We start from the raw sequence: 8,793 nt of genomic DNA on the forward strand, positions 1-8,793 counted from the left end.
ATTGCTCTGGGCAAACCCCCTGCTTGTTCGATTTCTGCGATTGAGTACCGCCTGTGCCCTGATGGGGTTTTGATTGCCTTGATTTTGCCAACTTCATCCCATCGTCTGAGACTTGAAACTGCAACTCCAAGAATGGACGCTGCTTCTTTGGGTCTGACATATTTCATCTGAAACATTTATTTTTTTCGATCTTAGCACGATTTATTGTTGTTTGAGCGTTTTAAAGAGAAAATTCATAATTTGTTACCAACTCTACAAATTCCATAGTTTAACAGTATAGCAGTCGAAGCAAAGATTAGGACATAGACTGATGATGAATCTTATACTAGGAAACACTTTTCCAACTGTTCCCTGTTCCCTGTTCCCTGTTCCCTGTTCCCTGCTATACCATCTATAATTCCCACTTGCAAGAACTAGAAAAAAACTGTTCAGGTGATTGTTACACGAGTCCTAAAGAATGAGGAATTTTTCCTTCTTTTGCCATTCAGCTATTTTGATATCACACTCCAAACAATTAGAATTTTATATTTTTAATTGTTTGATTGTGTCAAACAAACCTGCATATAATTTCTGGTTAGCTGTCACAAATAATGAGATTGCTATTAAAATAATTTTACCTGTTTTCATCAGTCTTAAATTAAATTCTACTTGATGCTTACAATCTCTTTATTTCTATTATGTTCTTTTATATTTAATTATTACTAATTTATTTATGCTTAATTCTAATTTTTTAAATTCTTATTAATAAAAAAACGAATAATATAAAATTATAATATTTCAATATTTCAATATTTCAATATATTTACGGCTCTAATTGATACAAAAAAACTCGATTATGCCCGGCTTTTTTAGCTTGATATAAAGCTCTATAGGCCTGTTGTACACTATAAAATTTATAGATATAGAATACAGTCAGTTTTCTAAATCGGGTAGGGTTGATTGTAATAAAATATTACTGAAAAATGTCTTTTTTACTAATTAGGGTTTGCTGATTAAATTTAAAGCATTGACTTTAATCATGGTTTGAGCCGTTTTAGGTATTGAAAAAGTACAAGGTTTTTGCTCCTTAAAGCTCATGCATGTTAGGATGAAAGGGTTGACTATTGGCAGAAAAATCAAGGGATAATTCTTCCTTCTGCCTCCTCTAAATTCCTTACTTCTCGAGTCTCGAGTCTCGAGTCTCGAGTCTCCTACCCTTACCCATAATACTTTTTCAGCAAACCCTAATTATTGCTCTGTAGAAATCAATATTAAGTGGTAGAATGCACAAGTCTCATTCTACCACTTGATAAATATAAATAAATTATTAGAAACTGTTTGCAAAATAAGTCTTAAGAGAGTTGTTGAGTGACTAAAATCTCAAAGTAAAAGGTACTTCAAGAGATTGAAATTTGGTAGATTAAGAGGTGGAAAGGTATATATATTCCCTTTATTTTAACTCTTCAATACTTGTATTGATTCCCTATTCCCTATTCCCTATTCCCTATTCCCTATTCCCAGTTAAGAGTTAAGAGTTAAGAGTTAAGTGTTAAGTGTTCCCTATCTCCTTTTTATATTTCCTGATACATTCAGTCTCTTAATAGTTTTAATATTGACGAGACTTGGCAATTTTTAAGCTAAGTATAATAACTGGGATTATTCCTACTAATACAATTGCTAAAGCGGGACCCGCTGCCTCAGTTAATCTCTCATCAGCAGCTAAATTATAAACTCGAATTGCTAAAGTATCAAAATTAAACGGACGAATTACCATTGTTGCTGGTAACTCTTTCATTACATCTACAAATGTCAACATTGCTCCTGTTAATAATCCACCCCACATCATCGGTACATGAACTTTAATTAAAGTTTTAGTGGGGTTGTAACCTAAACTCCGGGAAGCATCATCTAAACTTGGTTGAATTTTTACTAAACTTGATTCAACGGCACCAAATGCTACTGCCATAAATCTGACTAAATAAGCAAAAACTAATGCTGTAATCGTGCCACTGAATAATAAACCAGTTGAGATGTCAAACGTGGAACGCATAAAACTATCAATGGCATTATCAACTGTACCGATAGGAATCAAAATTCCGACGGCAATGACTGAACCTGGTACAGCATAACCCATTGCTGCAATGCGAGTTGATAAACGCATTCCTAAATTTCGATTTAGACGTACTCCATAAGCCATAATTAGAGCGATCGCTACTGCCAAAACAGCGGTAATTCCTGCCAAAGTCAAACTATGGGAAGCATAATTCCAAAACTTACCTCGAAAACTTGCTCCGCTCTCAGCAATAGTCATTTCTAATAATAATCCTGCTGGCAAGAGAAAACCTAAAAAAACTGGTAGTAAACAAGCAATAAAAGCACCAAATTTCTGCATTCCACCTAAGTGAAACTGCTGCAAACGTTGATACTGACTGCTAGTTTGATAATATTTGGCTTGGCGACGCGACCACAATTCGAGCAAAATCAACCATAAAATAAATAATAGTAAAACTGCTGCTAATTGTGCTGCTGCTAATCTTTCTCCCATACCAAACCAAGTACGATAAATGCCGGTGGTAAATGTATCGACTCCAAAATATTGCACCGTACCGAAATCATTGAGGGTTTCCATGAGTGCTAGAGCTAAACCTGCGATTATTGCTGGTCTTGCCAGGGGAAGAGCTACTGTGAAAAAACTCCGCCAAGGGTTCGCTCCGAGGGAACGACTTGCTTCTAAAGTACAGGTTGACTGTTCTAAAAAGGCGACTCGCGTTAGGAGATAAACGTAAGGGTATAATGTTAGGGTTAACAAGGCGATCGCTCCGCCAATGGAACGAATTTCTGGGAACCAATAATCATTGACACTCGTCCAAGCAAATATTTCTCGCAACCATGTTTGTATAGGGCCGTAAAATTCTAGTAGTTCTGTATAGGTATAGGCTAAAATATAAGCGGGTGCTGCTAAGGGTAATAACATTGCCCATTCAAATAGACGACTCCCAGGAAAACGGCACATTGTGACTAACCATGCTGCTCCTACTCCGATGACTGAAACTCCACAACCTACTCCTAACATTAATACGAAGGAGTTGAGGAGATAACGGGGTAAAACCGTAGATGCTAAGTGACTCCAAATCTCTCCTGTATCTGAGAAAATACTACTGAGGACAAATATTACCGGGGTTGAGATGAGAGAGGCGATCGCTACAACAAATATTGTCCAAGCATTCCAGTTGAGAAGGTTAATTTTTTTCATATTGTCAAACATTTTGATTTTTAGATTTTAGAAAATTCTACGGAAACTTAATGAGAATTTTTTCTAAAAAATAGGTTAATATAATTTAAGAATTAAATAATAACGTTCTATAAAGACTTTGAGAACTATAACGCAAATTCTCAAATTCTCTTTAAAACAGGGTTTTTGGCCTAACTATTGGTAATCTTACAATGTTTGTTCATAAACCCAGTCTATGTTTTGACTTTTGACAAAATAATAAAGTCAATACATTCCCTTTTTAACTAGCTATTAGCTTTTAGCATTCAGCTAGCGTCAGCTTTAGTATTCCAAGCTTCTTTATGTCTTCAGCTAGAAATACTGATAACTGATAACTGATAACTGATAACTGAAATGACGGAGGTTAAGAAATAAATGACCCAATCGGTAATTCTCCATCTGGAGAGTGTCAGCAAGCAATTTTCTCGTACTACTACCCCTGCGGTACAAAATGTAAATTTAAAATTATACCAGGGAGATATATTGGGGTTATTGGGGCCTTCAGGTTGTGGTAAAACGACTTTATTGAGAATAATTGCTGGATTTGAGCAACCACAATTAGGTATTGTTACAATTAATGGACGGGTAGTTGCTGGTAGACATGATTGGGTAGTACCAGAAAAACGCAATGTGGGTATGGTATTTCAAGATTATGCTTTATTTCCCCATCTGACTGTAGCCAAAAATATTGCTTTTGGGTTACACAATTCTGGTAAAAAGTCAAGAACAGAAATTAATCATCAGGTAAAAGATGTTCTGGAGTTAGTAGGTTTGTCTGGTCTCGAAAATCGTTATCCCCACGAATTATCAGGAGGCCAACAGCAAAGGGTAGCTTTAGCGCGTGCTTTGGCACCAAGTCCAGCTTTGGTATTATTGGATGAACCTTTGAGTAATTTGGATGTTCAGGTGAGGATGAGATTACGCCAGGAATTACGAGATATTCTTAAAAATGCTGGTGCTTCCGGAATTATTGTCACCCATGATCAGGAGGAGGCAATGGCTATTTCTGATCGGGTGGCAGTGATGCGAGCTGGATGTGTGGAACAGTTTGGTACGCCAGAGGAGATTTATAATGAACCTGCTTCTAAGTTTGTGGCGGAATTTGTGACTCAAGCTAATTTTTTGCCTGCACATCGTCGCGACGAGCTTTGGGAAACGGAGGTTGGTGCTTTTGAATTGACAAATAATCATGTATTTCGTGGGGAAATTGGTAGTTTGGATGAATTTGATCATCTTGAGTTAATGATCCGTCAGGAGGATTTGATGTTGAAAGTTGATGATGAGGGGTCTATGGTGATTCGCGATCGCCAGTTTTTGGGTAGAGAGTTCCGTTATTGTTTACAAACTGAGTCTGGAAAAGAATTAATTGCTCGTACTACTCCACAAGTAGCATTGCCAATTGGAATTCAAGTTAAGGTATCTGTTGCTGAAGATAATTTGCGAGTTTTTCCGGTAATACCTGAAGAGAAGTATGGAACAAATTCTAAGTTAGTCGGAAGTAAGCATTTTTGATAGATCAGGACTTACGAAAAATACGAAATCATACACCATTTGTAGGGGCGAATGGCATTCGCCCCTAGGAGATATGGTGATTCTGCGTAAGTCCTGTAGATATAGCTGGGGGGGTTTGGAGACCAAACCCCTACAGTATTAATGGATAATGGATAATTGATAATTGATAATGAAAACTATCTCTAGTGAGAAGCGATCGCTCTATTAAACCTCTATTAACCTCAAACAGAGGGACGACGAATAGGGGTTTGGGTTTTATCCGCAACCACCAAGCAACCCTGCAAATTTGCAAGTGGATATTCCTGCACAACTCGCACCAAAATATCAAGCACTGTTTAGCTACTTCCACTACCCGAACGTAAAAGTAAAATACCAGGGTGAGTTCCTGGTGGAAAACGGCGGATATCAGAAAAATCAAGGTCAAGAGTAATAAAAAAGCGTCCTTCAGCACAAACTTGCTGCCATACAACCTGATCATCTTCACCAGATAATCCTTCATCAGTAACCCGTTCGCAATCGTAACCCTCATTCCTGAGAAAATTAGCATGGGTAATACTGAGATTTTCATCTAATTTTATCAACATAATTCCTATCGTAATGGTAATAGCTCTTCTTCTTTCACCAGTGCTGCAGCATAAGAGATCGCTCCCCGCACATTTTCTAAAGTCAAGGGTGGATATTCTTCAACAATTTCTTGTATTGTCAATCCCTCTGCCAGATTATCTAGAATGACTGAAACCATAATCCGGGTTCCTTTAATACAAGGTTTTCCATGACAAACTCTGGGATTAAAACTGATCTGATCTTGCCAGTTACTCATTTTTAGACCTCTACTACGACAACTACAAACAATCAAATATTATAAATTCAAGGGATAGAGCGCTTCTCCAAAATCAACCCCGTTTAAGGGAGCGATCGCCACCTCTCCCAACTTGACAAAATCTCAGTTATTTTTTACAATGTTCCTCAACCCAATCCTGATATTAACTTTCCTCTCCTACAACTAAATACCACAGCACATCAATACCTCTGCCGACTTATGCTGAATCTTGATGTTGTTGAATCTATTGAACAATAGTTAAAAGTTAATTGAGTAGGTTGGGTTAAGCGACAGCGAACCCAACAACAACATCAAGATGTTGTTGTTAAATCTATTGGACAATAGTAAAACCCAACACGCGCCTTATTGTGCTTGGGTTTCGTTCTGAGATATTGTCGTTGGCTTGAGGAACGAAACCCAATCCTGATATTAACTTTCCTCACCTACAATTAAATACCACAGCACATCAATACCTCTGCCGACATATTCTGAATCTTGATGTTGTTGAATCCATTGAATGATTGTCGGGAGGATATTGTTGGATTTTTTGCCCAATTTGCCCAAAGCTTCGGCTGCCTTCTTTCTGGCGAAAGAACCCTCATCCTGAAGCAGTGGTAGTAGGGAGTTGATTACGGTTTTTGAGCTATTCTCCAAACTTCCCAAAGCATAGGCTGCACTCCCACGGATGTCAGAATTCTCATCCTGAAGCCATGCCAGTAGGGAGTTGATTACGGTTTCTGAGCTATTCTTCAAACGTTCTAAAACTAAGGATGCAGACCAACGGATATCAGAATGCTCATCCTGAAGGCGCCCCAGTAGGGAATCGATCAAGGTTTCTGAGATATTCTCCAACTCGCCCAAAGCATCGGCTGCACAGACACACACAAAAGAACTATCATCCTGAAGCAGTGGTAGTAGGGAGTTGATTACAGTTTCTGAGCTATTCTTCAAATTTCCCAAAGCTGTGGCTGCACCCCCACGCACATCAGAATTTTCATCCTGAAGCAGCGGTAGTAGGGAGTTGATTACGGTTTCTGAGCTATTCTTCAAATTTCCCAAAGCTATGGCTGCGTACTCACGCACATCAGAATTTTCATCCCGAAGCAGTGGTAGTAGGGAGTTGATTACGATTTCTGAGCTATTTTTCAAATCACCCAAAGCATAGGCTGCCTCACCCAAAGCATGGATTGCCTTCTGACGCACATCAGAATTTTCATCCTGAAGCCATGCCAGTAGGGAGTTGATTACGGTTTCTGAGCTATTCTTCAAATCACCCAAAGCATAGGCTGCCTTCCAGCGCACCTGAAAATTCTCATCCTGAAGCAGTGGAAGTAGGGAGTTGATTACGATTTCTGAGCTATTCTTCAAATCGCCCAAAGCATCGGCTGCCCGCGAACGCACATCAGAACTATCATCCTGAAGCCGTGCCAGTAACTCCTTAATTGCCTCATCCTTTTCCCCTAACTCCGCTTGATATTTCAGCAACCTTTCCTCATCAATCAAATCTGATCGCTCTTTCAACATCTCCAAAACTTGCCCCTCAAAATCAGTTTCATACAAACTACAGAAAATCCGATAAACCTCCTCCCGAACATTTTCACCAACCTTATCCTCACTACTCACCTCCAACTCAACCAACCTCTCCAAAATTTCCTGCACCAACTCACCATCAACACTCCGCAACCCCTTCGGATTTTCCGCCAAACAATCTGCAGCAAAAAACAAATCCCGATGCAACCACTCCTCATACTCACTACCACGCTCCAATATCGCCCGCATCGCTTTTGCCACCTTCTTCGGCTTTTGTTGCGCTATTAACAACAATAAAACCTCCTTCCAATGGGACTCATGCAAATGCTCCCGAATACAACCCAACACAATCTCAAAATCATCCTCATTATCTGCTTGATAATCAATATCCTCAGCACACAAATATTCCTGAAACGTCTTATGCACAAAAGCATAATAGTCTTGCCCCTGCTCATTCAACAAACCAGTGCGTTCCCGAATCAATTCCACAAATCTTTCCGCCTCTTCCTCCGCTTGATACAACTCCATCGGCTTCAACCTCTTAATCTCTCGCCGCAACTGCCTTATCAACTCATCCTTTTCTATCAACGTACCACCCTCATCGCCAACATTTCCCTGAGTATGCACCCAATATGCCAACAATTCCATCAATCTGCGCAAATCATCCAAACCCAAATACTTCAACCGCCCATGACTACTTAACTCCTTATTCGCATCCCAAGAAGTTAACAACGTTTCCACCGCCTTGTCATAAAGTCGAAATCTTTCCTTCGGCAAAACCGCTTGATACCGATGAATCAAAGCAATAATCGTCAACAACAAAGGATTCCGTGCCAACAATTTAATCCGATCATTATCATCCAACGCCTTTTGCAAACTCTCTTTCCGCCTTTCCGCCTCCGCTTGATCTTTAAACCGAGTGTCATACCAATTATTGATAAACGCCGAAATCTTCTGATCATCAAACCGCTGCATTTGATAGTGGGGAAATTCCTCGGTGCGGAAAAAGTCGCGCTTATAACCGGCAGGGCGAGATGTAATAATTGCCCTGTTTCTGTCAAACTGCCCTAAAAAGTTATTAATGCGTTTGACAACATCATAACGTTTGCTTGACTCCGCCACTTCATCCAAACCATCGAGCAATATTAACGCCCTGCCATCTTCCAACCAATGTTCAAAAAATTCCGTCGGCAAAGTTTTAACTGCCATCGTTTTCTCAGCAAAAATCCGAGCATATTCCAGAATGCTTTTGTCTGGATGTCTTGCCAAGTCGCGCATTCTGATTAAAATTGGCAACCAGTCGGTTTCAGGATCTAAACCTAGATATCCCCCCTTGCCCCCCTTTGAAAGGGGGGATACAGAATAGCCCCCCTTACGAAGGGGGATTGGGGGGATTGACTCCTTTCCAAGAGGGGAAGAAGATTCGGTTTGGCGCTCGCGAAGGGTAGCATCAACCGTATCGCTAGTTTCATCCACAGAATTTTCAGACATATAGCCCCCCTTACCAAGGGGGGTTGGGGGGATTGACTCCTTACCAAGGGGGGTTGGGGGGATCGATGCCAACATCACGGCAAAATAACTCATCAAAGTTGTTTTTCCCGAACCAGGCGCACCCAATATTACAAATTTCCGCGACTGACTTTGAGTCAATAATTCCGAAGCTAAAAATTTTCTGCCAGAG

The 8,793-nt window shown here is 39.8% G+C and carries 6 protein-coding genes; 1 reads left to right on the forward strand and 5 read right to left on the reverse strand.

Annotated features, from left to right (window positions below; translation table 11 throughout):
- Together F6K40_RS36510 and F6K40_RS36515 are read right to left on the reverse strand one after the other, a co-directional pair.
- Positions 1-176, reverse strand: a 176-nt coding sequence (locus F6K40_RS36510; protein WP_293143987.1) for a MerR family transcriptional regulator, incomplete at its 3' end; no start/stop codon positions are given.
- Between the two features lie 1,409 nt (positions 177-1,585).
- Entirely contained in the window at positions 1,586-3,244 is a 1,659-nt protein-coding gene (locus tag F6K40_RS36515; protein WP_293143977.1) for an ABC transporter permease, read from the reverse strand.
- Positions 3,245-3,625: 381 nt separating this feature from the next.
- Between F6K40_RS36515 and F6K40_RS36520 the strand changes: the two genes are divergently transcribed.
- Entirely contained in the window at positions 3,626-4,762 is a 1,137-nt protein-coding gene (locus F6K40_RS36520) for an ABC transporter ATP-binding protein (RefSeq protein WP_293143979.1), read from the forward strand.
- A 335-nt stretch (positions 4,763-5,097) separates the two neighbouring features.
- Here the strand turns inward: F6K40_RS36520 and F6K40_RS36525 are convergent, their stop codons facing one another.
- The 3 genes from F6K40_RS36525 to F6K40_RS36535 form a co-directional block, all read right to left on the reverse strand.
- Positions 5,098-5,346 carry a DUF5615 family PIN-like protein gene (locus tag F6K40_RS36525; protein WP_293143981.1) on the reverse strand — a complete coding sequence of 83 codons (249 nt, stop codon included), beginning with the start codon at positions 5,344-5,346 and terminating at the stop codon, positions 5,098-5,100.
- Between the two features lie 5 nt (positions 5,347-5,351).
- Positions 5,352-5,582: a DUF433 domain-containing protein gene (locus F6K40_RS36530; RefSeq protein WP_293143983.1), complete on the reverse strand. Its 231-nt coding sequence runs from the start codon at positions 5,580-5,582 to the stop codon at positions 5,352-5,354.
- Between the two features lie 429 nt (positions 5,583-6,011).
- A partial coding sequence (locus F6K40_RS36535) for a sister chromatid cohesion protein PDS5 (RefSeq protein ID WP_293143985.1) occupies positions 6,012-8,793 on the reverse strand: 2,782 nt, incomplete at its 5' end.

It is taken from the genome of Okeania sp. SIO3I5 (assembly GCF_010672085.1).
Lineage (GTDB): Bacteria > Cyanobacteriota > Cyanobacteriia > Cyanobacteriales > Microcoleaceae > Trichodesmium.